Source organism: Caulobacter sp. KR2-114, from assembly GCF_049446115.1.
Taxonomy (GTDB): domain Bacteria; phylum Pseudomonadota; class Alphaproteobacteria; order Caulobacterales; family Caulobacteraceae; genus Acaudatibacter.
Genome location: NZ_JBMSEC010000002.1, coordinates 654,843 through 678,836, shown reverse-complemented (window position 1 = coordinate 678,836; position 23,994 = coordinate 654,843). Strand labels below are relative to the sequence as shown.

Genomic DNA, 23,994 nt, shown 5'->3' with positions numbered 1-23,994 from the left:
AATCAAAGCCGCCTTTTCGCAAGCGGCGGCGATCCGGGCGGGGCCGTGACGCGGCGGCACTGTTGTCAGGAGGACGGCGGACGTCTACCCCGCGAACATAATGCCGAAACGGGCTCACGGAAGCGCATGTTCTCGAAAATCCTGATCGCCAACCGCGGCGAGATCGCCGTGCGGATCATCAAGACCTGCCGCCGCCTGGGGGTGCAGACGGTGGTGGTCTATTCCGAGGCCGACGCCGACAGCCTGGCGGTGGAGATGGCCGACGAGTCGGTGTTCATCGGCCCGCCGCCGGCCGCGCAGTCGTATCTGCTGGCCGACAGGATCATCCAGGCGTGCCTGGATACCGGGGCGCAGGCGGTGCACCCCGGCTTCGGCTTCCTGTCCGAGAAGGCCTCGTTCGCCCGGGCCTGCGCCGACGCGGGCATCGTCTTCATCGGCCCCAACCCGCACGCCATCGAGGCGATGGGCGACAAGATCGAGAGCAAGAAGTTCGCCGCCGCGGCCAAGGTGTCGGTGGTGCCGGGCCATGTCGGCGAGATCGACGGCGTCGACCACGCCATCCGGATCTCCGAGGAGATCGGCTATCCGGTGATGATCAAGGCCTCCGCCGGCGGCGGCGGCAAGGGCATCCGCGTCGCCTGGAACCGCCGGGACGTGGAGGAGGGCTTCCCCGCCGTGCGCGCCGAGGCCAAGGGCGCGTTCGGCGACGACCGGATCTTCATCGAGAAGTTCATCGAGAACCCGCGGCACGTGGAAATCCAGGTGCTGGGCGACAAGCACGGCCACATGGTGCACCTGTTCGAGCGCGAGTGCTCGATCCAGCGCCGCAACCAGAAGGTCATCGAGGAGGCGCCTTCGCCGCTGCTCGACCACGAGACGCGCATGGCCATGGGCGCCCAGGCCGTCGCCCTGGCTCAGGCGGTCGGCTACGACAGCGCCGGCACGGTGGAGTTCGTCGCCGGCCAGGACAAGTCGTTCTATTTCCTGGAGATGAACACCCGCCTGCAGGTGGAGCACCCGGTCACCGAGCTGATCACCGGGGTCGACCTGGTGGAGCAGATGCTGCGCGTGGCGGCCGGCGAGCCGCTTACGTTCGGCCAGGAGAACCTGGCCATCCAGGGCTGGGCGATCGAGAGCCGGATCTATGCCGAGGATCCGTACCGCAAGTTCCTGCCTTCGATCGGCCGGCTGGTGCGCTACGAGCCGCCGGCGGAGGGCGAGGCGGAAGGCTATCGCGTGCGCAACGACACCGGCGTGCGCGAGGGCGACGAGATCTCGATGTTCTACGACCCGATGATCGCCAAGCTGTGCGCCTGGGCGCCGGATCGCGCCGGGGCGGTGGCCGGCATGGCCCGGGCGCTGGAGGACTTCCACGTCGAGGGCCTGGGCCACAACATCCCGTTCCTCTCGGCGGTGATGGACCAGCCGCGCTTCGCCTCGGGCCAGCTGTCGACCAACTATATCGCCGACGAGTTCCCCGACGGCTTCCACGGCCTGGAGCCCAGCGACTGGCAGCGCGACCTGGTCACCGCCGCGGCGGCCTGGATGCACCTGACCCTGGCGCGCCGCGCGCGCAGGATCGGCAACGGCCTGACCTCGCCGCTGAGCCGCGAGGACTGGGTCGTGGTAGCCGGCAAGGCGCGCCGGCCGGTGCGCCTGAGCCAGTCCGGCGACGTGCTGACCATCACCCTGACCGACGAGAAGCGCACCCTGACCCTGGACGAGGTCGACTGGCGGCCGGGGCGGGCGCTGTTCAAGGCGCGTCTCAACGACCAGGCCTTTTCCGTCACAGCCTCGCCTGCCGCCGAGGGCTTCGTGATCCGCCACCGCGCGGCGAAGATGCCGGTTCTGGTGCTGACGCCGGTGTCGGCCGACCTGCACCAGCGGCTGCCGGCGAAGACGCCGCCCGACACCTCGCGGCTGGTGATCTCGCCGATGCCGGGGCTGGTGGTGTCGATGGACGTGGCGGTCGGCGAGGAGGTCAAGGAAGGCCAGGTGGTCTGCGTCATCGAGGCGATGAAGATGCAGAACATCATCCGCGCCGAGCGCGACGGGGTGATCAAGACCGTGGGCGCCAAGGCCGGCGACAGCGTCGCCGCCGACGACGTGCTGGCCGAACTGGCCTGAGCGATCTGCAGCGAGGCGGCCGCGGGCGGGAGCCCAATACGCGGAACGGTGATCGGTGAACGCTTGTCGATCAGCCGCGATTGGGTGTTAGCTGCACTGGACGACAAAACCGAGAAGGGGCGTCTCCGTGAACTTCCAGCACATGTTTCTCAGCTTCGATGGCCGTCTGCGGCGGCTGCACTTCTGGATCGGCGCGATCATCCTCTGGGTGGTCGAGATGGTGATCATGTCGGTCACGCTTGGCGGCGCCGCCAGCATGGCGGCCTCGGGACAGAACCCCAGCGCCATGTTCGCCGGACCGGCGGTGGTCGGCTGGATCCTGATCCTGGCGCTGCTCTATCCGTCGCTGGCGCTGCAGGTGAAGCGCTGGCATGACCGCGACAAGACCGGCTGGATGGTGCTGATCGCCTTCATTCCGCTGATCGGCGCGCTCTGGACGCTGATCGAGTGCGGCTTCCTGGACGGCACCCCGGGGCCGAACAAGTACGGCCCGTCGCCCAAGGGCCTCGGCGGCGCGCAGCTCAATCCGATCTAGCCGGGGCCTGATCCGGTCAGGCTCTGTCGTAAAGCCGGCCGGCGCCGGAGGGGGTGATCGTGCCCTTTCCGGCGCCAGGCCGGCACGATCGCGCGCCGGAATCGCCGCGTCCGTGAAAAGCTCAGCCATCGGCGCGCTTTCCTGTAGGGCCGCATTGGACTACGACGCCTCAGAACCGTTTTCCGGTCCGTTCTGGAGCGCTTGATGAAGATCGATTTCGTTGCCGCCGACGCGCCCGTCGGCGCCGCGGCCGCCGTGGCCGTGGTCGCCTTCGAGGATGGCCAGTTCTCCTCCGCCGCCGAGGCCCTCGACCTGCAGCTGGGCGGCGTCCTGCGCCGCGCCGTCGCCGGCAGCCGCTTCAAGGGCACGCTGGGGCAGACCCTCGACCTGATCGCCGTGCAGGGGCTGGACGCCGCCCGTCTGGTGCTGGTGGGCGCCGGCAAGAAGGACGCCTGGGGCGAGCGCAACGCCGAGCTGTCCGCCGCGCACGCCTTCAACGCGGTGAAGACCTCCGGCTGCGACAGCCTGGTGATCCGCCTGGGCGACGTCGCCGCCGAAGCCGCCGCGGCCGCCGCCTTCGGGGTCACCCTGGCGGCCTACCGCTTCGACCGCTACCGCACCACCGAGAAGCCGGAAAAGAAGCCGTCCGTGGCCAAGGTCCTGGTCGCGGTGGAGGGGCCGAAGCCGGCGTCCAAGGCGTTCAAGCCGCTGTCCGGCCTGGCCGATTCCATCATCCTGGCCCGCGACCTGGTCTCCGAACCGGCCAACGTCCTCTATCCGGAGGAGTTCGCGCGGCGGGTGAAGAAGCTGACCGATCTCGGCCTCGAGGTCGAGATTCTCGGCGAGAAGGAGATGAAGAAGCTGGGCATGGGCTCGCTGCTGGGCGTTGGCCAGGGCAGCGTCCGCGAGAGCCAGCTGGCGATCATCCAGTGGAAGGGCGCCAAGGACGCCAGCGCCCAGCCGGTGGCCTTCGTCGGCAAGGGCGTGTGCTTCGACACCGGCGGCATCAGCCTCAAGCCTGCGGACGGCATGGAGGAGATGATCACCGACATGGGCGGCGCGGCCGCCGTCACGGGCGTGATGCGCGCCCTGGCCAGCCGCAAGGCCAAGGTCAACGCGGTGGGCATCCTCGGCCTGGTCGAGAACATGCCGGACGGCAATGCGCAGCGTCCCGGCGACGTGGTCACCAGCATGTCCGGCCAGACCATCGAGGTGATCAACACCGACGCGGAGGGCCGCCTCGTGCTGGCCGACGCCGTCTGGTACTGCCAGCAGCGCTTCAAGCCGAAGTTCCTGATCGATCTGGCGACCCTCACCGGGGCGATCATCGTCGGCCTGGGCAAGGACTACGGCGGTCTCTACGCCAACGATGACACCCTGGCCGACAACCTGCTGGCCGCCTCCAAGGCCACCGACGAGACCCTGTGGCGCATGCCGCTGCCGCCGGCCTACGAAAAGCAGATCGACAGCAATGTCGCCGACGTGAAGAACACCGGCGGCCGCCCGGGTGGCTCGATCACCGCCGCCCTGTTCATCCAGCGGTTCGTCAAGGACACCGTCTGGGCGCACCTGGACATCGCCGGGCCGGTCTGGAAGTCGTCCTCGACCTCGCCGATCGCGCCCAACGGCGCCACCGGCTTCGGGGTGCGGCTGCTGGATAAGCTGGTCGCCGACTTCTACGAGGGCTGATCCCGTTGCGCTTCGCCCTGGTCCACAGCCCGCTGGTCGGGCCAGGGTGCTGGCGTCCGACCGCGGCCGCCCTTGAGGCGCGCGGGCATCAGGCGCGGGCCGTCGATCCCGGGCCGGTGCAGCCGGACGAGGACTATCAGCAGCTGGCCGACCGCATCGCGGCGCGGGCCCTGGAGGCCGGCCCGCCGGACGTGCTGGTGGGGCACAGCGGGGCAGGGGGGCTGCTGGCCGGCGTGGCGGCCACGCTGAAGCCCCAGGCCACGCTCTTCGTCGACGCCATCCTGCCGCATCCCGGGCGCAGCTGGTTCGACACGGCGCCGCCGGCGCTGGTCAAGCGCCTGCGCGGCCTGGCGCAGGACGGGCGGCTGCCGCCCTGGAACCGCTGGTTCAGCATCGGCGCGCCGGAGAACAGCCTCGCCGAGCCGGCCGTCAAGGCGGCCTTCCTGGCCGAGCTGCCGTCGCCGCCGCTGAGCTATCTTCAGGCGCCGGCGCCCGCCTGGCCGTTCCCGCCCGCCGTGAGCACGGCCTACGTCCAGCTGTCCGGCGGCTATGTGCGCGAGGCGCTGGCCGCGCGCGACGGGGCCTGGACCGTGGTGCGCGCCGATCTGCACCACCTCGCCATGCTCACCGACCCTGATAAGGTCGCCGACCTGATGCTGGAGGCGTTGGCCAGGCTGGAGGCGGAGGCGTGAGCGAGGGCGGCTGCGAGGTGTGGTTCTACCACCTGGAGCGCTCGACGCTGGACCAGGTGCTGCCGGAACTGCTGGAAAAGACCCTGGCGCGGGGCTGGCGCGCGCTGGTGCGCACGCCGCAGGCCGAGCGCATCGACCATCTGGACGGCTGGCTGTGGTCGTACCGCGACGACAGCTTCCTGCCGCACGGCCACACCGGCGAGCCGATGGCCGAGCGCCAGCCGGTGCTGCTGACCCAGGGACTGGACAACGTAAACGGCGCTCAGGCGTTGTTCCTGATCGACGGCGCCGAGCCGGGCGAGATCGACGGCTTCGAGCGCTGCATCGTGCTGTTCGACGGGCGTGACGAATCGGCGCTCTCACTGGCGCGGCGACGCTGGTCGCAGTTCAAGGCGGCGGGCGCGCCGGTGTCCTATTGGCGGCAGGGAGAGACGCGCGGATGGCAAAAGCAGGCCTGACCCGGCTGAAGGCCGGCCTTGCCGCGGCCGGCTTCGTCTGGCTGGCGGCGTGCGCCACGGACCAGCCGCCGCGGCCGGCGCCGGCTCTGCCGCCCCCGCCGCCGCCTGCCGCCCAACCCGCGCCGCCGCCCGCGCCGAAGCCGCCGCCGCCGGCGCCCGACCAGTGCGGCGCGTCCGGCCTGCAGGGCCTGATCGGCCATCAGAAGACCGAGATCCCCATTCCGTTGGAGCCGCGCCTGAGACGTGTGGTCTGCACCACCTGTCCGGTCACCCAGGACTTCGTGCCGAACAGACAAACAATTCGCTTCGATGCTGCCACTGGGACGATTACCTCGATAACCTGCGGCTGAGTTGGCTGACGGCGATAGTTACGCGAACCCTTATTCCACAAGGCGTCGCGCGCAACTTTGCGTCTACCGGTCGCGCCAGGGCGCGGTCCTAAAGGTTGCTTAAGACAAGTGCGACATTGTGCCCGTCATGGGGAGTTGTCGTCTTGCCTGATGACGTTCAGGAGAAACTGACGCCGGAATGGCGCCGCGAGATCGTGCGGATGGATCCGCGCGACCTCATGGTCCGCTATCGCCGCGAAGCCGACACCCACCGCAGCATCATGTTGCGTCGCGGGGTCGGCGTGTCCTCGGAATGGAAGACGTTCAAGCAGTTCCTGATCGATGTCGGCCCATGTCCGAGCCCGGACCATCTGCTGCTGCCGATCTATGAGAACGAGCGCAGCTACGGGCCTGGCAAGGTCCGCTGGGCGCCCAAGGGGACCAAGCCCAAACCGGCGCCGGCCCGGCCGCCGACCGCCGCCAACGGCGGCTATGGCCAGTGGACCAGCCTGAGCGGCGACACCGTCAGCGTCACCAGCCTGACGGACACCCTGAAGACGCCCCTGCAGCCGATCCTGATGGCGATGAACCAGGGCGCCACCGCCGACGCCGTCGCCGGCGAGGTGAAGAACGCCGACAGGATGGTCAATCAAAAGGCCATCTGGTTGCCCGCGGACGAGAAGCGGCGTGAGACCTTCTTCATGGCCTTCCGCGCCTGGCGCCTGGCCGTGCGGCCGGAAGTCCAGCAGCACGCCACGCCCGCCTTCCTGTTCCTTTACACCTGCCTGCCCGTGATGCGTGACAGCCGCGACGAGCTGATGCGCATCGACCTGTGGAAGCCGCTGACCCATTCCAAGTGGAGCGCGCGCGAGGCCCACGTGGCCTGGAAGCGCTATTGCGAGATGATGCCCCGCGCCCAGGTGGCGCTGAGCGAGGTCAAGGCCTACGCCAGCTTCTCCCTGGAATCCGAACTGGACGTGCTGTGCGCCCGGATCGTCGAGGCCGAAAAGCGCATGCGCATCGGACCCAAGGCCCGGCCCCAGGCCGCCTGAGCCGGCCATCCCCGATCTGACCCGTGTGTCGAGGCGACCCGGCGCTGGCCTGGTGGCAACGAAAGACCGAACCTGCCGCAACAAGGTCCCAAAACGCGAAACGCCCCCCGACGCGGCTCGCGTCGGGGGGCGCTTCAGCCCCGTCCAGGGCCGATCGGCTGGTTAGGCCGCGGGCTGGAACTTGACGGGCACCCGCACGGTGCCGGTCTTGCCGGCCATCGGGATGAAGCTGGCGACGCAGGTGGCGGCCTTGTCGAAACCCTTGCCCGGCGCGCTGTTCTCGACGACCTTGCAGTCGGCGAGCTTGCCGTCGGCGGCGTTGCACTCGAGCATCACGCTCGCGCCCATGGCCGGGTTGGCAAACTTTTCAACGCATTGGCTGACGTGGGCGGAGAACCCGCCGTCGGCCAGCGACGTGCCGGCAATAAGAAAGCTGCCGATAATTCCCCCGGCAATCGCGATTGAGTTTTTCATCCGCTTCTCCTCGATAAAATTGGACGGTGCCGCTTGATGCCATGCAAAGGTTAATAACAAGCCACCCCGACAATTTTTCGACTCATTCAGACCTCAATCTGCACCTCGTTCTCTTCAGTAAGTCTTCGTTTACCATGAGAAGAACGGCCGGTTACCTTTTATCGTAACCATGGTTAGGTTCCGTTAGCATTGTCTCCTGAATATGCGCCCTGCCGGAGTTGGGCCGGCGACTCGCTTTGGGGCGGAATAATGAAGGGGTTTAGGCTTTCGGACGTACCCATGATCATCAAGATCGGGTTCGCTCCGGCCATTGCGCTGGCCATGTTCGCGGTGCTCGCGGGCGGCAGCATCATCGTCCAGAAGAACGAGGCGGCTGAACTGCACCGTGTCGTGAAGTCGGACATGCCGGCGGCCATGCGCATGCAGGACGTTTCGCGTCGCATCGCCGCCGCGCACGGCGATCTCTACAAGATCCTCACGCACGCGGCGGCCAACATCGACAAGGACAAGATCGATGGGCAGATGCAGGCGCTGCTGAAGGAATTCGACGCCATCACCACCGAGGTGAAGGCGATCCGCGCCGTCGAGCCGGTGTCGCAACGCCCGGTGTTCGACCAGCTGATCAAGCAGCTCAGCGACACGCGCAGCGCCGTCGACGTGGTGGGCGGCATGGTGGGGGCCGACTTCCAGGCCGCCGCCGGCTTCGTCTCGCCGTTCGAAGACAGCTACGAACAGATGACCGTGACGCTGAACAAGGCGCTCACCGCCGCGCGGGCTGCGACCGATCAGCGCGCCGACGACACCGAGCACAACGCCAATGCGGCGGTCACCGCCACCATCCTGGCGGGCCTGATCACCATGCTGGCCGTGGGCGCCATCTCGGCGATCACCGTGCTGACCACCCGCAAGTCGATCATGCAGATCGCCAAGGCCACCGAGACCCTGGCCGCGGGCAACAACGGCGTCGACCTGGCCAGCCTCGAGCGCCGGGACGAACTGGGCGCGGTGGTGAAGTCGCTGATGGTGTTCCGCGACAATCAGCTGCACCTCGAACAGCTGCGCGCCGAACAGGAAACGGCTCGCAACATGACCGAGGAAGAGCGCCGGGCCAAGGAAGCCGCCGCCGCCGAGGCCGCGCGCCAGCAGGCCCTGGTGGTGACCAACCTGGCCGGCGGTCTGGAGCGGCTGGCGCAGGGCGACCTGACCTTCCGCATCAGCGCCGAGTTCCCGGGCGAGTACGCCAAGCTGCGCACCGACTTCAACGGTGCGATCAGCCAGCTGGAAGACACCCTGCGGGTGATCTCCCACGCCACGGGCGGCATCCAGAGCGGCTCCAACGAGATCTCCTCGGCCGCCGACGACCTGTCGCGCCGCACCGAGCAGCAGGCCGCCGCCCTGGAACAGACCGCCGCGGCCCTGGACCAGATCACCGCCACGGTGAAGACCACCGCCGACGGTTCGAACCACGCCCGCGAGGTGGTGACCAACACCAAGACCGACGCCACCCACTCCGGTGAAGTGGTGCGCGGCGCGGTGTCGGCGATGAACCAGATCGAGACCTCGTCGAAGGAAATCAGCCAGATCATCGGCGTGATCGACGAGATCGCCTTCCAGACCAACCTGCTGGCGCTGAACGCGGGGGTGGAAGCCGCCCGCGCCGGCGAGGCGGGCCGCGGCTTCGCCGTGGTGGCCTCCGAAGTGCGGGCTCTGGCCCAGCGCTCGGCCGAAGCCGCCAAGGAGATCAAGAAGCTTATCACCGCCTCGAGCGGCCAGGTCGACCAGGGCGTGAAGCTGGTGGGCGAGGCCGGCAAGGCGCTGGAACGCATCGTCACCCAGATCAACGAGATCAATACGGTGGTCGGCGAGATCGCGGCGTCCGCCCAGGAACAGGCCGACGGCCTGGGCCAGGTGAACACCGCCATCAACCAGATGGACCAGGTGACCCAGCAGAACGCGGCCATGGTGGAGGAATCCACCGCCGCCAGCCACTCCCTGCTGCAGGAAGCCAACGAGCTGGCCCGTCTGCTCGGCCGGTTCAACATCGGCCAGGGCAGCGAGGACTATGCCCGCGCCCGCCCGGCCGCGCATGCGCCGGCGCCGCAGGCCCCGCCGCCGGCGCGCAGCGAGCGCGTGCTCAAGGCGGTGGGCGCCGGTCGCCAGGCCATGGCCACCGCCCTGCAGACCAGCATCGACGACGGCTGGGAAGAGTTCTAGTTCCCGCCAGAGCGAAGAGACCCAACGGGGCCCGGGCCGAGCAATCGGTCCGGGCCTTTCTCTTTGGGGAGGGGGGCGCCTCCGTCACCCTCCCTCTGTCATCCCGGAATTCGCGGAGCGAATATCCGGGACCGCGGGAAGCGCTGGCGCCCGCTGCTGTCGGCCATCATCAGTGTTTGCGGCGGTCCCGGATATCTGCTGCGCAGATTCCGGGATGACAGAGGGATGGGGGCCGGTCGAGGCGCCCTACACCGGCAGCGTCTTGCCCATCTCGCCGGCCAGGTCGCGGATGAACTGCCAGGCTACCCGGCCCGAGCGGCTGCCGCGCAGCTGCGCCCACTGCAGGGCGCGCCGCTCCAGATCCTTGCGGTCCAGGCCGAAGCGTTCGGCGTAGCCGTGGATGGCGGCCAGGTAGGTGGCCTGGTCCATGGGCGGGAAGCCGATCCAGAGGCCGAACCGGTCGGACACCGACACCTCTTCCTCGGCGTCCTCGGCGGCGGCGATGGCGCCGCGGTGCTCGACATGGTCGCGCGGCATCAGGTGGCGGCGGTTGGAGGTGGCCACGAACAGGGTGTTCTCGGGCGGACCGGAGACGCCGCCCTCCAGCGCCGACTTCAGCGCCTTGGCCGCCGCGGCGCCATCCTCGAACGACAGGTCGTCGCACAGCACCACGAACCGCTCCGGCCGGCCGCGCAGCCGCTCGAACAGGACGGGGAGGGCGGCCACCTCGTCGCGATCGATCTCCACCATGCGCATGGCCGGCGCGGCGCGGGCCACATCCATGAACGCGCCCTTGGCCAGCGAGCTCTTGCCGGCGCCGCGAACGCCCCACAGCAGGGCGTGGTTCGACGGCAGGCCCTGGGCGAAGCGGCGCAGGTTCTCCACCAGCCGGCTCTTCTGCCGCTCGACGCCGATCAGCAGCTCCAGGGGCAGGGCGTAGTCCGGCGCGGCGATGAAGGCGCCGGTGGTGGCGTCGTGGCGGAAGAGGCGGGCGCCGCCGAAGTCCGGCTCGGCTTGCGGCGGCGGGGCCAGGCGTTCCAGGGCCTCGGCGATGCGACGGAGGTCCTGGCGGATATCGGGGGCGAAGTCCTGTTCCATGCCGCGCCTAGTACCGATGAAGCCCGCATTGCAAAAGGGGAGGCGAGCGCATAGCTTCCGCCGACTTTGCGCGGGGCCGTCGAAACGGCGCCGCGCACGACCGATTCCGGAGAGATCATGACTGCTACGACCGCCATCGTCCTGGCCGCCGCCGCCCCCGCCGCGGGCCTTGGAGGCCTGCTGGGACCGGACATGCTGTCGACCATCGGCTTTCCGATCCTGCTCGTGGCCCTGTTCTATTTCATGATGCTGCGCCCGCAGCAGCGCCGGGCCCGCGAACACGCCGACAAGATCAAGTCGATCAAGCGCGGCGACACCGTGGTGCTGAACAATGGCATGCTGGGCAAGGTGGTGCGGGTCGAGGACGTCGAGCTCGGCATCGAGATCGCCCAGAACGTCACCGTCAAGGTGATCAAGGACATGGTGCAGGACGTGCGCACCCGCGGCGAGCCGGCGCCCGCCAACGACGCCAAGTCCTGAGCCGGCGGACCGCGCCCACCCATGCTCTCGCTGTCGCCCTGGAAGATCATCGCCGTCACCCTGTCGGTGATATTCGGTGTCCTGTTCACCCTGCCCAACCTGCTGCCGAATTCGACCCTGGCGGCGATGCCGGGCTGGCTGCCGCACCAGCGGCTGAACCTGGGGCTGGACCTGCAGGGCGGGTCGTACCTGCTGATGGAGGTCGACACCGACGCCCTGAACAAGGAGCGGCTGAGCGTTCTGCTGGATGACATGCGCTCCAAGCTGCGCGAGCAGCAGATCGAGACCACCGCCCCGGTCGCCGCCGCCAACTTCGTGTCCCTGCGGGTCACCGACCCGGCCAAGGTGGACGCCGCCTTCGACCTGCTGAGCAAGCAGGTGGGCGGCAAGCTGCCCAACGGGCAGCGCGATACGGTCATCACCCGCCAGCCCGACCAGGTGCTGCAGGCCGCCTTCGCCCCCGGCGCGACGGACCAGGCGGCGCGCGAGGCGGTGACCCAGTCGATCGAGAAGATCCGCCGCCGGATCGACCTGCTCGGCACCAAGGAGCCGTCGATCACGCAGCAGGGGACCAGCCGGATCGTCATCGAGGCGCCCGGCGAGGGCGACCCGGAGAAGCTCAAGGCCCTGATCGGCAAGACCGCCAAGCTGACCTTCCAGATGGTGGATGTTGATCCCGCGGCGGCCGAGGACCTCGCGGCGGGCCAGGTGCCGGCCGACGACGAGTACCTGCCCTCCGACGACGGCTATCGCCCTGGCTACCTGGTCAAGAAGCGCGCCCTGGTCACCGGCGAGATGCTGACCAACGCCGCCTTCGTCACCGACAGCCAGTCGGGCCGCGCGGCCGTCAGCTTCGCGTTCAACAGCGAGGGGGCCAAGCGCTTCGGCAAGGCGACCGCCGAGAACGTCGGCAAGCCGTTCGCGATCGTGCTCGACAAGCGCATCATCTCCGCGCCCAACATCCAGACCCCGATCCTGACCGGCAACGGTCAGATCACCGGCAGCTTCACGCCCGAGAGCGCCACCACCCTGGCGATCCAGCTGAAGGCCGGCGCCCTGCCGGCGCCGCTGAAGGTCGAGGAACAGCGCACCGTCGGGGCCGAACTCGGCGCCGACGCCGTGCGCGCCGGCGAGATCTCGCTGGCCATCGGCGCGGCGGCGATCTTCGCCTTCATCATCGTCGCCTACGGCATGTTCGGCGTCTATGCGGCCATCGCCCTGGTGGTGAACGTGCTGATGATGATCGGGGCCCTGTCGATGACCCAGGCGACCCTGACCCTGCCGGGCATCGCCGGCCTGATCCTGACCATGGCCGTGGCGGTGGACGCCAACGTGCTGATCTATGAACGGATGCGGGACGAGGCCAACGCCGGGCGCGCGCCCATGGCAGCCGCCGATGCGGGCTACAGGCGCGCCATGGTCTCGATCTTCGACGCCAACGTCACGACGATGATTTCGGCGTTGATCATGCTCTGGCTGGGGGCCGGCCCGGTGAAAGGGTTCGCCACGAACCTCGCAATCGGGGTCGTGACGTCGGTGTTCACCGCCATCGTGGTGACCCAGCTGCTGATCGGCCTCTGGTTCCGGCTCGCCCGGCCCAAAGCCCTGCCGATCACTTGAGAGGGACCTTGTCATGAAATTCTGGCCCCTCATCCGCCTCGTCCCGCGCGCCACCCATTTCAACTTCGTCGGCCTGGCGCCCTTCGCCGCCATCCTCTCGGCGCTCCTGATCGTCGGCTCGGGGATCTCGATCGCCGTGCAGGGGATGAACTTCGGCGTCGATTTCGCCGGCGGCTCCGTGATGGACGTCTCCACGCCCGGACCCGCGCCGCTCGCCCAGGTCCGCGCCACGCTGGACCAGATCGGCGCGCACGACCCGGGCGTGCAGGGCTTCGGCGGCCCCAACACCTTCCAGGTTCGCTTTCGCTCGGTGAACGGCAAGGACGCCAACGCAGGCGCCGCCTTCGTGCAGCAACAGCTGCAGCAGAAGTTCCCCGGTCTGAAGGTCACCAGCCAGAGCACGGTTGGCCCCAAGCTCTCGAGCGAGCTGCTGGTCAAGGGCCTCGAAGCGCTGGGCCTCGCCCTGCTGCTGATGCTGGGCTACATCTGGTTCCGCTTCCAGCTGCAGTTCGGCCTGGGCGCGATCCTGGCCCTGTTCCACGACATCGTGCTGACCATCGGCCTGCTGTCGGTGGCGCGGATCGAGGTGTCCATGACCTCGATCGCCGCCCTGCTGACGGTGATCGGCTATTCGATGAACGAGAAGGTGATCAGTTTCGACCGGCTGCGCGAGAACCTGCGCAAGTACAAGACCACGCCGCTGCGGGAGGTGATCAACCTGTCCGAAAACGAGCGGCTGTCGCGCACCCTGATCACCGGCACCACGGCATTGCTGGCGCTGTCGGGCGCCCTGGTCGACCCGGGCAACCCGCTGTTCTCGCTGGTGTTCACCATGGCCTTCGGCATCATCATCGGCACCTATTCGTCGATCTACGTCGCCCTGCCGGTGATCCTGCTGTGGGGCGCCAAGCGCGACGACGGCGACGCCACGCCGATCGCGCCGGTCCGCACGCGGCCCTGAGCCGGTGCGCCAGCCCCCGTCCATCGACGCCTATGGGGACGGCGGCTTCCGCGTGTCCGGCGTCTGGCGGCCGGGCTCGCTGCTGATCCTCGACGACTCGCCGCAGGACTGGCCGGTGACGGCGCTGGCGCAGCTGGGTCTCGGCCACTTCGCGGGCGTGATCGCGGCCGGCGCGGCGGTCTCGGAATTCGTGCTGCTGGGCACCGGCGCGACCCAGGCCCTGCCGCCCCGGGAGATCCGCGAAGCCTTGCGCGCGGCCAGGCTCGGCCTGGAATTCATGTCCACCGAGGCGGCGGCGAGGATGCACAATGTGCTGGCCTCGGAAGGCCGCCGCTTCGCCACGGCCCTGATCGCCGTCTGACCTTCCGCCACGTGCGCTTTGCGCCTCTGCGGAAAGGCGCTATGCCAAGTCCAGGGCAAGGACTCGCTTAAGGGGGCGCGGCATGGCCGGCATACTCTCGAACTTCCGCAACACCATGATCCTCAGCGTCATCTTGGCGCTGATCATGATCTTCGCCTATTCGCAGAGTCCGCACGGGCTCGACATCACCTTCTGGCAGGCGGTGTTCCGCTGGATGCACGTGGTGTTCGGCATCCTGTGGATCGGCCTGCTGTACTATTTCAACTTCGTGCAGATCCGCGTGATGCCGGCGATCCCCGCCGAGCTGAAGCCGGCGGTCTCCAAGTACGTGGCCCCGGAGGCGCTGTTCTGGTTCCGCTGGGCGGCGCTGTGCACCGTCCTGGCCGGCATCTGCCTGGCGGCGACGCGCGGACACGGCTACGGGGCCAAGGTGTTCACCCTGGGCTTCGCCGGCGGCTACGGCCCCGACGACCGCGGCTACACCCTGATGGGCATCGGCATCTACCTGGCGCTGATCATGTTCCTGAACGTCTGGGGCGTGATCTGGCCGAACCAGAAGATCGCGCTGGGCATCAAGGAGGCCGACGCTGACGCCAAGGCCAAGGCGGCCCGCATCGCCATGCTCGCCTCGCGCACCAACACCCTGCTGTCGCTGCCGATGCTGACCTCGATGGCGATGTATCAGACCCTGTTCGGCTAGCCGCCAATTCGGTCTAGAGGACGAGGGCCCGCCGGATCGGCGGGCCCTTTGCCGTTCCAGGGGCCCATTTCACCATCCATGGCCGACCACGCGCACCACGATCACGACCATGGGCCGGCGCCGGAAGGGCTCGACGACCTCGACGATCTCGACGACATCGTCCGCCGCGGTGATCCCGACCGCTGGCTGGCCAGCCGGCTGATCGCCGACCCCGCGGCGCGCGCCGACGTGATCGCGCTGCTGGCCTTCGACCTGGAACTGGCCCGCGCGCCCCGGCGGGCCTCCAACGCCCTGATCGGCGAGATCCGCCTGACCTGGTGGCGCGAGGCGCTGGACGAGATCTTCGGCGAGGGTCCGGTGCGCCGCCATCCCACGGCCCTGGCTTTGGCGGAGGTCGCACGCCGCCACCGGCTGGCGCGCGAGGACCTCGAGGGCCTGATCGACGCGCGCTATGTGGAGCTCGACAAGCGGCTGCTGGAGCCGGCGGAACTGGCCGCCTGGGCCCGGGGGACGGCGGGGGCGGTCGCGCGGCTCAGCGCGCGGATGCTGGACCCGGGCGGACCGTCGGACGCCGCCGCCGCCGCCGGGGCGGCCTGGGCGCTCGGCCAGGCCGGTCGGATCGGCCTCGCCGAGGCCGGCGCGGCGAAGGCCGCCTCGCGCCAGGCCCTCGCCGAGCATCGCAGGGCGCCTCGCGCCAGTCCCGCCAGCTTTCCCGCCGCCGCCCACGCCGCCCTGGCCGCGCGGTCGCCGGGCGAGGGCGGCGCCTTCGGTCGGCAGGCGCGCCTGCTATGGGCCACCCTGCGCGGGCGCGTCTGATCCGGCCTGCGGGCCGACTGCGACGCGATTGCTACGATTCACGCATCGGCCGACAACAAGAGCCCGTCAGACTACGGCCGAGTCGGCGCCGGCGACGGGTGGCCGTCGCGACGGAGGGGGCTGAACGACATGGCGGCTGACGCGCCCGACCGCGCCGAGATCGACACCCAGCGGGCGCTGTGCGAGGCCCAGCCGTCGATGACGGCGCTGTGGAACACCCTGGCCCGGATGCTGATCGCCGCCGACCGTCCTGCCGAAGCGATGGCGGCGGCGACGGCCGCCCTGGCCGGGGCGCCGGGCGACGCCACCGCCCTGAACCTGCGCAGCGCCGCCGAGGACGCGCATGCGGCCGTGGAACTGCGGCTTCGGACCCTGGAACGGGCGGCCGCCTTCGATCCTGGCAACGCGGCCCTGCAACTGGAACTGGGAGAGACCTACGCCGACCTCGATCGCCCGGCCGATGCGCAACGCTGTCTGCAACAGGCGCTGCGCCTCTCCCCGGGGCTGGTGTCGGCTGAGGCGCGGCTCGCGGCCGTATACCTTAGCGTCGACATCGAGGCCGGCGCCGAACACCACGCCCTTCGGGCCCTGGCGCTGCAACCCGGTCATATCGTCGCCAGCCAGACGCTGGCGGTGGTGCTGGAACGGCGCGGCGAGGGCGACGCCGCGCGGGCTTTGATGGCGCGGGCCTATTCGCGGCAGAGCCTGTTCGCCCAGCCGGCGGCGGAAAGCCGGATGACCGTGCTGGTGCTGGCCTCGATCGAGAGCGGCAACATCCCCTATCGCCATCTGATGCCGGCCCAGCACTACAGCCGGCTGATCTGGTACATGGAGCACGCCCAACCCGGCGACCTGGCCCGGGCAGGGGACTTCGACCTGGTGTTCAACACCATCGGCGATCCCGACCTGGCCGGTCCCAGCGCCGGGAGCGTACGCGCGTTCCTGGCCGGCAACGCGAAGCCACTGCTGAACGATCCGGCCCTGGTGATGCGCACCCACCGCCACGAGATTCCTCGCCTGCTGGGGGACATTCCGGGCGTTGTCGCGCCGGCCGCCGCGCGCGCGCCGGCGGAAGAGGCAGGCCGGCTGGGCTTGGCGGGCGCGGCGGCGCGGCATGGCCTGGCCTTGCCGCTGCTGGTGCGCCCGGTGGGCTCGCACGGCGGCAAGGGCCTCCATCGCGTGCAGACCGAGGCGGACTGGGCGTCGATCCCGGCGCTGCAGGGCGACGTCTACCTGACCTGCTACCACGACTATCGATCCGCGGACGGGCGCTGGCGCAAGGGGCGGGTGATCTTCGTCGACGGCCGGCCGTTCCCGTACCATTTCGCCGTCGCGGACGACTGGATGGTGCACTACGAGAGCGCCGGCATGGTCGGCGCCGCCGACAGGCTGGCCGAGGAGGCGCGCTTTCTGGAAGATCCCGCTGCGGTGATCGGCGAGACCGGGTGGGCGGCGATCGGCGAGATCGGCCGGCGGCTGGGCCTGCATTATGGCGGCGTCGACTTCGCGCCCCTGGCCGACGGCCGCATCCTGGTGTTCGAAGCCAACGCCACCATGCTGGTGCATCCGGAGGACCCCGACGGCCCGCTGGCGTACAAGAACCCTGCCGTGCAGCGGATCATCGACGCCTTCCAGGCGATGCTGGAGCGCATGGCCCAGCGCGACTAGGCCGCCTCGACCGCCTCCGGCTCGCCCAGCCACGCGGCCAGGTCGGCCAGCGCCCGCTCGCTCATCGCCTTCTTCTTCGCCCGGCCGCGTTCGCCGCGGGCGTAGCGCTTGCCGCCGGGATCTCGCTTGGGCGCCTCCATCGGCGGCAGCAGGCCATAGTTGATGTTCATCGGCTGGAAGGAGCCCTTGCCGCCGTCGAGGTGGCCTCCGGTGACGTGCTCGATCAAGGCCCCCAGGGCGGTCGTCTCCGGCGGCGTCTCCAGCGCGCCGCCCAGCGCCTGCGCGGCGGCGAAACGGCCGGCCATCAGGCCGATGGCCGCGCTCTCCACATAGCCCTCGACGCCGGTCACCTGGCCGGCGAAGCGCAGGCGTGGATCGGCCTTCAGGCGCAGTTGACGGTCCAGCAGGCGGGGACTGTTGAGGAAGGTGTTGCGGTGCAGCCCGCCCAGCCGCGCGAACACGGCCTTTTCCAACCCGGGGATGGTGCGGAAGATCTCCGTCTGGGCGCCATGCTTCAGCTTGGTCTGGAAGCCGACCATGTTCCACAGCGTGCCCAGGGCGTTGTCCTGACGCAGCTGGACGATGGCGTAGGCCTTCTCCGTGGGGTTGTGCGGGTTGGTCAGGCCGATCGGCTTCATCGGGCCATAGCGCAACGTCTCGCGGCCCCGCTCGGCCATCACCTCGATGGGCAGGCAGCCGTCGAAATAGGGGACGTTCTCCCAGTCCTTGAACTCGGTCTTCGGCCCGGCCAGCAGGGCGTCGACGAAGGCCTCGTACTGCGCGCGGTCCATCGGGCAGTTGATGTAGGCCGCCGCGTCGCCGCCGGGCCCTTCCTTGTCGTAGCGCGACTGGCGCCAGGCGACGTCCATGTCGATGCTCTCGACGTGCACGATCGGGGCGATGGCGTCGAAGAACGACAGCTGGTCCTCGCCCGTCAGGGTCAGGATCGCCTGGGTGAGGGCCGGGGAGGTGAGGGGGCCGGTGGCCACCACCACATTGCCCCAGTCCGCCGGGGGCAGGCCGGCCACCTCGCCGCGTTCGAGCGTGACGTTCGGATGCGCCAACAGCCGGTCGGTGACCGCCTGCGAGAACCCCTCGCGGTCCACCGCCAGGGCGCCGCCGGCGGGCGTCTGGTGCGCGTCGCCGCAGGCGAGGATCAGCGAGTCGCAGCGCCGCATCTCGGCGTGCAGCAGGCCCACGGCGTTGTAGGCCCAGTCGTCGGAGCGGAACGAGTTGGAGCAGACCAGCTCGGCCAGCTTGTCGGTCTGGTGCGCCGGGGTGCCGACCACCGGCCGCATTTCGTGCAGCACCACCCGCGCCCCGGCCTGGGCCGCCTGCCAGGCGGCCTCGGAGCCGGCCAGGCCGCCGCCGATCACATGGATCACGCCGTCGGCGGGCGTGGCGCTGTCATTGGAATGGGATTGTGACATGGGGGCGCGTTCTACGCCCCGGGCGGGCTGGGGGAAAGTCCGGGCCCTGCGCCGCCCGACGTAGCGGTGTTCTGCGATTCCTGCTTAAGCTACACGTCGGTAGCGGCTCGAGGGCAGGTTGATGGCCGAGATCCAGGTGGGTGAGTCGGCGACTGCCGGGCTGCGGCTGATCGCCCGCAGGCCGTTTTCCGTCCTGACCTGGGGGGTGCTCGCCTCCGCCTATGTCACCGTGATCCTCGTGCTGTTCGGCGGCGGCGTGGCGGTCGCCGTCATGTCGATGGTCAAGGCCGGCGCCGATCCGCGGCCCGAGCAGGTCTTCGGCCTGATCGGCAGCGCCCTGGGCGCGATCGGCCTGCTGATCATCGGCCTGATCTTCATCGGCGCGATGATCCAGGGCGCGGTGTTCCGCACCGAACTCGAGCCGGAGCGCTCCGCCTTCGCGTTTCTCCGGCTCGGACGACAGGAGCTCTGGCTGATCGCGGTGAACTTCGTGCTCAGCTTCCTGCTGTGGGTCGTGCAGGCGGTGCTGTCGATTCCGCTGGTGATCGTCACCGTCGGCATGGGCATGGCCGGCGGCGCGGGTCTCAGCGCCGCGCAGCACGATCCGGGCGCCTTCGCCGGGGCCATGGCGGGGGCGCTGGGGCTGCGCCTGATCGGCCAGCTCATCATCACCGTGGTCACCATCTGGCTGTGGCTGCGCTTCTCGATGGGCGCGGTGATGAGCTTCCGCGAGCGGGAGTTCCGGCTGTTCGAATCCTGGAACCTCACCAAGGGCCACGCCGGCCAGATCTTCATGACCATGCTGCTGGTCTGGCTGATGATGATGCTGATCTATTTCATCGCCTGGATGGTCGTCGGCGTGACCGCGGGGGTGACCGTCTTCGCCAACAGCGACCTTTCCAACGCCCAGACCCTGGCCAGCCTCACCGCCGCCGGATGGATCAGCCGGCTGACGCCGATGATCGCCGTGTTCGCCGTGGTGCTGGTGGCTTTGATCGGTATCGGCAACGCCATGACCTGGGGGGCCGTGGCGCACATCTACCGCCAGCTCCGCCCGCCGGCCGAGGTGGCGGCCACCTTCTCCTGAACCTTCCGTCGAGGCCTTCATGAATCGCGTTTCCATCGGCGCCGCTCTCGGCGAAGGCTTCAGCCTGATGCGAAGAAAGCCGCTGAGCGTGCTCAGCTGGGGCCTGCTGCAGGCCGCCATCTCCGGCGGGGCCTGGATGCTGTACCTGCCGATGTACGCGACGATCTTCTCGCGCGCGGCCGCCGCCCGTGGAGCGGGGGCGGGGGCCGGGGCGGCGCCGGACCCGGCGATGATGGCGCAGATGATGCAGATGCAGGGCCTCAACCTGCTGCTGAGCCTGGCCAGCGCGGCGGTCACTGTGGTGGTGTACTGCGCCGCCTTCCGCGCGGTGCTGTTCCCGGACCAGCGGCGCTTCGCCTACATGCGGCTGTCGATGGCGGAACTGCTGCTGGGCGTGGTCGGCGTCGTCGCCTATTTCGCCTTCATCATCGCGCTGGTCGTGGTGATGATCCCCGTGATCGTGGTGGTCGGCATCTTCTCGGTGGCGCACCAGCCGGGGATCGGCGTGCTGGTGGGTGTGCTGGTGGGCATCGCCGCCGCCGTGGCGGCGATCTACGTCGGGCTGAGGTTCTCGCTGCTGGGCCCGCTGACCGTGCGCGACAAGACGCTGAACGTCTCGGACGCCTGGGCGATCACCAAGGGTCACGTCGCCTCCCTGTTCGGCATCGCCGCCTGCCAGGTGCTGATCGTGTTGTTCTTCGAGATCGTGCTGGTGCTGGTGCTGTTGCTGCTGGCGGCCGGCGTGCTGGGCGTCACCTTCGGCCTGGACGGGATCCGCAGCTTCATGCAGCACCCCACGGCGCCCTCGCCGGCCCAGATCATCCCCTGGGCGATGTTCGGCATCCTGCTGTTCGTCCCGATCGCGGGCGGCATGATTGCCTTCATGGCGGCGCCCTGGGCGCGGGTGCTGAACGACCTGACCCACTCCGACGCGCTGGAGGCCTTCGCCTGAGCCCTGCGGCCTGATACGAGGCGCCGATGCAAGGCCTCTCCGTATCCGCCGCCCTCCGATCCGCGCTCGACGTCCTGGCGACCGGCTGGCGGCGCGGCTGGGGGGCGTTGCTGCCCGCGGCGCTGCTGCTGGCCATCGCCCACATCCTGCGGGGCGAGCCGCTGGACTGGCTGGTCGGCGTCGGCGCGGTGCTGTGGTGCGCCCAGGCGGCGGCGGTCTGCTATCGGATTGGCCTTGGCCTGTCGGTTCCGGCCCTGGCCGGCTCGCGGGTGACCCGCGACGTGCCACGCCTGCTGGTGGCGGGGCTGCTGCAGCTGATCCTGCTGGGCATCATCACGGCGCTGATGCTGACGGTGGTCGGCGCCGTGGCCTTCGGCGTGGCCGCGGCGGGCAAGGGGTTCCAGGCCGCCGAGCCCGCCACCTGGCTGCCGGCGATGGGCCCCACCGGCCGGTCGATCGCCGGGGCGGTGGCCCTGGTCGGGCTGGCCGGGGTCATCTGGCTGCGCCTGCGGCTGGCGTTCTCCGCCGCCGCCACGGTCGAACGCCAGAAGGTGCAGGTGCTCAGCGCCTGGCCGACCACCCGCGGCCGGGTGCTGGCCACGCTGGCGGCGCTGGTCCTGGCCAGCCTTCCCACCCTCGCCGTGGCCTGGGGCGTGCGCGCCGCGGGCCTGGCGGGCGGGGCGGAGGGCGCCTTCGCCTTCGCGCTGGCGGCGATCGGCGTGTCGCTTCCCTTGCAGGCCGGACTCATGACCTATCTCTATCGGCAGTCCACAACCACGACCTGAGCGCTCCGACCCTTGTCCCGCTTCTCACCCGTCACCGCCGCCACGGAAGGCTTCCGGGTGATGCGCCGGGAGCCCCGGGCCGTGGCCGTCTGGACCCTGCTGTGGGCCGCCGCCCTGGTGACGATCAGCGTGCTGAAGCCGCGGATCGACGGCGACGCCTTCACCCGCGGCCGGGTCGACTGGACCTGGAACCTGATCGTGCAGAGCTTCGGGCCCTTCGCCCTGGTGTTCATCGCCATCCTGCTGCTGGTGTGGGTGGTCACCACCACGGCCGTGTTCCGCTCGGTGCTGCGGCCTGAGGAGCACGACTGGTTCTTCCTGCGCCTGGGGCTCGACGAGTTCCGCAACGCCCTGTTCTCGTTCATCGCCTTCATCCTCGTGCCCCTGGTCGGCGGCTTCCTGGCCGGGGCGCTGTTCTTCATGTTCACGCCGCTGCTGGCCACGCAGACCCCGGTCACCCGCTATGTCGCGGTGATCGGATCGCTGCTCACCGGCTGCCTGGGGGTCTGGCTGGGCACCCGCCTGTCGCTGATCGCCGCGGAAACCTTCGCCGAGCGCCGCTTCCATCTCAGCGCCTACTGGCCGCTGGCGCGCGGGCGGTTCTGGCGGCTGCTCGCCGCCTACCTGATCATCTTCCTGATCTGGTTCGCCGCGACGGTCGTGCTGGGGGTGCTCGGCTACCTGGTGCTCGGCGTGTTCAACGCCGTGCAGAGCCTGCCCAGCAGCCTCGACCTGCTGCGCCGGCTGCTGCTGTTCGTCATGGTGGGAGTCGAGGCGGTGCTGGCGGGGTCGGTGTTCATGCTGCCCTCGATCCTGATCGGGACCTGCCAGGCCTATTGCTTCCGCGCCCTGGCCGACGACAGTCCCACCGTCTACGGCATGTCGTGGGCGCCCGATCCGGACGCCCACCCCAGCGCCTGACCGGCCTTCAGGCCTTGGCGCTGGGCCGCGCCGTCACCCGGTCGTGCCACGCCTTCAGGTGCGGCTTGTCCTCGTCCAGCGGCAGGCCGATCCAGCGGGCGAAGTCCACCGTCGACAGGGCGCAGATGTCGGCCATCGAATAGTCCTGGCCGGCGATGAACGGGCGGCCGTCGGACAGTTCGCGGTCCAGCCACTTCTGGGCGCCGGAATAGGCGTCCTTGTTGCTCTCGCCGAAGTCCTTGTACTGGGTCAGCAGGGCCGCCGTGCGCGGGTGGGCGTGGCGCCAGAACTGGCCCACCGGCATCATCAGCTGGAACTCGATGCGCCGCACCCACATGTCGACGTTGGCCTTCTCCACCGCCGTGCGGCCGAACATCGCCGGCTCGGGGTGCAGTTCCTCGAAATAGCGGCAGATCGCGACGGTCTCGGAGATGCAGGTCCCGTCGTCCAGCTCCAGGGTCGGCACCTGGCCCAGGCTGTTGCGCGCCCGGTGCTCGGGCGACTTGTGCTCGCGCTGCATCATGTCGACCGGCGTCTCCGCCAGGTCGATGCCCTTCTCGGCCAGGAAGACGCGCACGCGCCGCGGGTTCGGCGCCGGCATCGGCGCGCCATAGAGTTTCATGAGCGGTCTCCCCTTTTTCAGGGCAGTTGCCCCGGCCGGGCGCGGCCGGTCAAGCGCCGGCGTTCAGAACCCTCAGAACTCAAGATCGAGCACGCGCTTGAGATGGGCGCGGGTGGCGTCCTCCAGCGCCTGGGGCCAGGTCCCGCCGGCCTTGGCCAGGGTCTCGCGCGCCAGCGGCAGGAACAGGCCGGCCAGGGCCTGGTTGGCGGCGATCATCGCCTCGCGGCTGGGCCCGCCCAGGGGCGCGGCCTCCACCGCGGCGCGCTGGGCCGGCGTCAGATAGGCGTTCACCGCCTTGGCCCCGCCGCGCTGGCCGCGGCCGATGCCGTTGGCCTCGAACATCATCTCGATCAGCGCCTTGCGCAGCAGGCCGACGCCTTCGACCCCGACCAGCCATTCCTCGCGGCCGATGGCCACCGGCAACAGGCCCATCACCCGGAGGAATTCCCTGATCGCCCCCTCCAGGGCGTCGACCGATGGCTGGTAGGGGCGGGGTTCGGCGGGGGAGGGGGCAGCCGCCAGGTCCAGGCTCTCCAGCGTCAGCGGCCGCAGCTTCGTGCGGTCCTGGCTTCTGAACTCCTGCGGGGTGACGAAGACGATGTCGTAGCGCTCCCAGTCGCCGCGCACCGCGCTGACGACCCGGCCGTGCACCGTCTGGATCAGCACGGTGTCGCCCACAGGCGTCTTCGCCCCGCCATATTCGCGGATGCAGTGCGGCAGGTCTTCCTCGTCCACCACCGCAGTGACGTCGACGTCGCTCCAGGCGTCTCCGGCGCCCTTGCCGAAGCTGCCGCTTAGCCAGGCGCTCTCGATGCGCTCGTCCTCGCCCAGCACCTCGATCAGCCGCGCCAGCAGCGCCCGCTGGCTCTCCGTCGCCGCGCCCATCGGTGGTTCCCTCGGTTTTCCTGGCGACGATGTACGCG

24 protein-coding genes are annotated in these 23,994 nt (G+C 69.7%); 19 read left to right on the top strand and 5 right to left on the bottom strand.

The window, feature by feature from the left end:
- The first annotated feature begins 126 nt into the window (after positions 1 to 126).
- The 7 genes from ACO2Q3_RS09355 (at position 127) to ACO2Q3_RS09325 (ending at position 6,882) form a co-directional block, all read left to right on the top strand.
- Positions 127 to 2,127, top strand: coding sequence for an acetyl-CoA carboxylase biotin carboxylase subunit (locus ACO2Q3_RS09355; protein ID WP_423306295.1), 2,001 nt, complete (start codon positions 127 to 129; stop codon positions 2,125 to 2,127).
- A 127-nt stretch (positions 2,128 to 2,254) separates the two neighbouring features.
- Positions 2,255 to 2,662, top strand: coding sequence for a DUF805 domain-containing protein (locus ACO2Q3_RS09350; RefSeq protein WP_423306294.1), 408 nt, complete (start codon positions 2,255 to 2,257; stop codon positions 2,660 to 2,662).
- Positions 2,663 to 2,866: 204 nt separating this feature from the next.
- Positions 2,867 to 4,351, top strand: coding sequence for a leucyl aminopeptidase (locus ACO2Q3_RS09345; protein ID WP_423306293.1), 1,485 nt, complete (start codon positions 2,867 to 2,869; stop codon positions 4,349 to 4,351).
- A gap of 5 nt (positions 4,352 to 4,356) precedes the next feature.
- Positions 4,357 to 5,043: an alpha/beta hydrolase gene (locus tag ACO2Q3_RS09340; protein ID WP_423306292.1), complete on the top strand. Its 687-nt coding sequence runs from the start codon at positions 4,357 to 4,359 to the stop codon at positions 5,041 to 5,043.
- Entirely contained in the window at positions 5,040 to 5,501 is a 462-nt protein-coding gene (locus ACO2Q3_RS09335) for a DNA polymerase III subunit chi (RefSeq protein ID WP_423306291.1), read from the top strand. Before ACO2Q3_RS09340 ends, ACO2Q3_RS09335 begins: the two co-directional genes overlap by 4 nt.
- A complete protein-coding gene (locus ACO2Q3_RS09330; protein WP_423306290.1) occupies positions 5,483 to 5,851 on the top strand; it encodes a proteinase inhibitor i78 in 369 nt (122 codons plus the stop codon). The genes ACO2Q3_RS09335 and ACO2Q3_RS09330 overlap by 19 nt, the downstream gene beginning before the upstream one ends.
- A gap of 143 nt (positions 5,852 to 5,994) precedes the next feature.
- Positions 5,995 to 6,882 carry a hypothetical protein gene (locus tag ACO2Q3_RS09325; protein ID WP_423306289.1) on the top strand — a complete coding sequence of 296 codons (888 nt, stop codon included), beginning with the start codon at positions 5,995 to 5,997 and terminating at the stop codon, positions 6,880 to 6,882.
- 162 nt (positions 6,883 to 7,044) lie between these two features.
- Here ACO2Q3_RS09325 and ACO2Q3_RS09320 read toward each other — a convergent pair whose 3' ends face one another.
- Positions 7,045 to 7,356, bottom strand: a complete 312-nt coding sequence (locus ACO2Q3_RS09320; RefSeq protein WP_423306288.1) for a hypothetical protein — start codon at positions 7,354 to 7,356, stop codon at positions 7,045 to 7,047.
- 249 nt (positions 7,357 to 7,605) lie between these two features.
- On the opposite strand from ACO2Q3_RS09320, the gene ACO2Q3_RS09315 reads away from it, so the two are divergent.
- Positions 7,606 to 9,570 carry a methyl-accepting chemotaxis protein gene (locus ACO2Q3_RS09315; RefSeq protein WP_423306287.1) on the top strand — a complete coding sequence of 655 codons (1,965 nt, stop codon included), beginning with the start codon at positions 7,606 to 7,608 and terminating at the stop codon, positions 9,568 to 9,570.
- A gap of 246 nt (positions 9,571 to 9,816) precedes the next feature.
- Here ACO2Q3_RS09315 and ACO2Q3_RS09310 read toward each other — a convergent pair whose 3' ends face one another.
- Positions 9,817 to 10,668, bottom strand: coding sequence for an ATP-binding protein (locus ACO2Q3_RS09310; protein ID WP_423306286.1), 852 nt, complete (start codon positions 10,666 to 10,668; stop codon positions 9,817 to 9,819).
- 117 nt (positions 10,669 to 10,785) lie between these two features.
- Here ACO2Q3_RS09310 and yajC point away from each other — a divergent pair, with 117 nt between their 5' ends.
- From yajC to ACO2Q3_RS09275, 7 genes are all read left to right on the top strand, one after another.
- Entirely contained in the window at positions 10,786 to 11,148 is a 363-nt protein-coding gene (gene yajC / locus ACO2Q3_RS09305; protein ID WP_423306285.1) for a preprotein translocase subunit YajC, read from the top strand.
- Positions 11,149 to 11,169: 21 nt separating this feature from the next.
- Positions 11,170 to 12,768: a protein translocase subunit SecD gene (gene secD / locus ACO2Q3_RS09300; RefSeq protein WP_423306284.1), complete on the top strand. Its 1,599-nt coding sequence runs from the start codon at positions 11,170 to 11,172 to the stop codon at positions 12,766 to 12,768.
- A 13-nt stretch (positions 12,769 to 12,781) separates the two neighbouring features.
- Positions 12,782 to 13,729, top strand: coding sequence for a protein translocase subunit SecF (secF, locus tag ACO2Q3_RS09295; protein WP_423306283.1), 948 nt, complete (start codon positions 12,782 to 12,784; stop codon positions 13,727 to 13,729).
- A 4-nt stretch (positions 13,730 to 13,733) separates the two neighbouring features.
- Positions 13,734 to 14,090, top strand: a complete 357-nt coding sequence (locus tag ACO2Q3_RS09290) for an Mth938-like domain-containing protein (RefSeq protein WP_423306282.1) — start codon at positions 13,734 to 13,736, stop codon at positions 14,088 to 14,090.
- Positions 14,091 to 14,172: 82 nt separating this feature from the next.
- Positions 14,173 to 14,790, top strand: coding sequence for a hypothetical protein (locus tag ACO2Q3_RS09285; RefSeq protein ID WP_423306281.1), 618 nt, complete (start codon positions 14,173 to 14,175; stop codon positions 14,788 to 14,790).
- A 78-nt stretch (positions 14,791 to 14,868) separates the two neighbouring features.
- Complete coding sequence (locus ACO2Q3_RS09280; protein ID WP_423306280.1) at positions 14,869 to 15,606, top strand: squalene/phytoene synthase family protein; 738 nt, start codon at positions 14,869 to 14,871, stop codon at positions 15,604 to 15,606.
- 129 nt (positions 15,607 to 15,735) lie between these two features.
- Positions 15,736 to 17,274 carry a hypothetical protein gene (locus tag ACO2Q3_RS09275; protein WP_423306279.1) on the top strand — a complete coding sequence of 513 codons (1,539 nt, stop codon included), beginning with the start codon at positions 15,736 to 15,738 and terminating at the stop codon, positions 17,272 to 17,274.
- On the opposite strand, the gene trmFO is transcribed toward ACO2Q3_RS09275, so the two are convergent.
- Positions 17,271 to 18,704 carry a methylenetetrahydrofolate--tRNA-(uracil(54)-C(5))-methyltransferase (FADH(2)-oxidizing) TrmFO gene (gene trmFO / locus ACO2Q3_RS09270; RefSeq protein WP_423306278.1) on the bottom strand — a complete coding sequence of 478 codons (1,434 nt, stop codon included), beginning with the start codon at positions 18,702 to 18,704 and terminating at the stop codon, positions 17,271 to 17,273. The genes ACO2Q3_RS09275 and trmFO overlap by 4 nt on opposite strands.
- 121 nt (positions 18,705 to 18,825) lie before the next feature.
- Here trmFO and ACO2Q3_RS09265 point away from each other — a divergent pair, with 121 nt between their 5' ends.
- The 4 genes from ACO2Q3_RS09265 to ACO2Q3_RS09250 all read left to right on the top strand — a co-directional run bounded on the left by ACO2Q3_RS09265 (position 18,826) and on the right by ACO2Q3_RS09250 (position 22,449).
- Positions 18,826 to 19,791 (top strand): hypothetical protein, encoded by a 966-nt coding sequence (locus tag ACO2Q3_RS09265; protein WP_423306277.1) that lies wholly within the window; start codon positions 18,826 to 18,828, stop codon positions 19,789 to 19,791.
- 19 nt (positions 19,792 to 19,810) lie between these two features.
- Positions 19,811 to 20,743, top strand: coding sequence for a hypothetical protein (locus ACO2Q3_RS09260; protein ID WP_423306276.1), 933 nt, complete (start codon positions 19,811 to 19,813; stop codon positions 20,741 to 20,743).
- Between the two features lie 26 nt (positions 20,744 to 20,769).
- A complete protein-coding gene (locus ACO2Q3_RS09255; protein WP_423306275.1) occupies positions 20,770 to 21,528 on the top strand; it encodes a hypothetical protein in 759 nt (252 codons plus the stop codon).
- Positions 21,529 to 21,609: 81 nt separating this feature from the next.
- A complete protein-coding gene (locus tag ACO2Q3_RS09250) occupies positions 21,610 to 22,449 on the top strand; it encodes a hypothetical protein (protein ID WP_423306274.1) in 840 nt (279 codons plus the stop codon).
- Between the two features lie 7 nt (positions 22,450 to 22,456).
- Here ACO2Q3_RS09250 and ACO2Q3_RS09245 read toward each other — a convergent pair whose 3' ends face one another.
- Positions 22,457 to 23,071, bottom strand: a complete 615-nt coding sequence (locus tag ACO2Q3_RS09245; protein ID WP_423306273.1) for a glutathione S-transferase family protein — start codon at positions 23,069 to 23,071, stop codon at positions 22,457 to 22,459.
- A gap of 72 nt (positions 23,072 to 23,143) precedes the next feature.
- The gene (locus tag ACO2Q3_RS09240) at positions 23,144 to 23,956 is read right to left on the bottom strand and encodes a nucleotidyltransferase domain-containing protein (RefSeq protein ID WP_423306272.1); all 813 of its coding nucleotides are present in this window, start codon (positions 23,954 to 23,956) and stop codon (positions 23,144 to 23,146) included.
- Between the last annotated feature and the right edge of the window lie 38 nt (positions 23,957 to 23,994).